2 protein-coding genes are annotated in these 953 nt (G+C 68.8%); both read left to right on the plus strand.

From position 1 onward, the window contains the following. On the plus strand, nucleotides 1-421 hold a 421-nt coding region (locus VXC91_RS46100; RefSeq protein ID WP_329513287.1), incomplete at its 5' end, for a transposase. A 202-nt stretch (nucleotides 422-623) separates the two neighbouring features. Then, nucleotides 624-953 (plus strand): hypothetical protein (locus tag VXC91_RS46105; RefSeq protein WP_329513288.1); only part of this gene is annotated, 330 nt, incomplete at its 3' end.

Here is a 953-nt window from a genome sequence, read left to right on the forward strand (position 1 = left end):
AGCGAGGCACGAACCTCCAATCGGTGCCTCCCACTTCACTTCCTGGGCCGGCGTGTGTCCGGGCAACAACGAGTCCGGCGGCAGACGACGATCCGGCAAGACCCGGCACGGCAACCGGTGGCTGAACGGCGCACTGGGCAACGCGGCCATGGCCGCCGCCCGCACCAAGGACACCACCTACCTGGGCGCGCTCTACCGGCGCTTAGCCGGACGCCGCGGCAAGAAACGGGCCCTGGTCGCCGTCGACCACTCCATCCTCGTATCGGTCTGGCACATGCTCACCCAGGACGTCGACTACACCGACCTCGGCGGCAGCTACTTCCTCCAGCTCGCCCCCGACCGCGCCGCCCGCCAGGCGGTCCGCCGTCTCCACCAACTCGGCTTCGAAGTCACTCTCAACCCCGCCAAGGCAGCGAGCTAAACCACCTACCACCCCGCCCGACCACAGCCACAGGTTTGTTTTCGGGTCAGAGTCCCACAGGGCCGCTTCCGGTTTCCGGTATCCGCCCGGTGGCGTAACGATGGAAAAGGGTCCCTTTGGGCTCGGACTGCGCCGCCCGGCCCCTCCGGGCCGTAGCCATGGGGCTTCTCCGCTTTCCCACCGCACCCCCTCCGGAGTCGTGATGACAGCAACGATCCAGGCCGTGATCCCCGTGCTGCGTGACGTGCGTGACACCGAAGCCGCCCTCGCTGGCGGACTGCGGGAGCATCTGGTCGACACACCCCCCGGGGAACGCCGTGAGTCTCTTGAGCAGCACATCGACGACGCCCATGACCACATTCACGCCCTCGACCAACGCCTGGCCGAGCTCCACGCCCACCAGTCGGTCCTGGCCACGCTCGACAGCCTGGCAGGCCGGGCGGTGGACACCTCCCGAAGGTCGCTGCAGACGACCATCCGGGTTGCGTGGGCGATGGCGAGCGCCCCGGCGAACGCCCTGCTTGGCCACCGC

The organism is Streptomyces chiangmaiensis (genome assembly GCF_036281785.1).
GTDB classification, from domain to species: Bacteria; Actinomycetota; Actinomycetes; order Streptomycetales; family Streptomycetaceae; genus Streptomyces; species Streptomyces chiangmaiensis.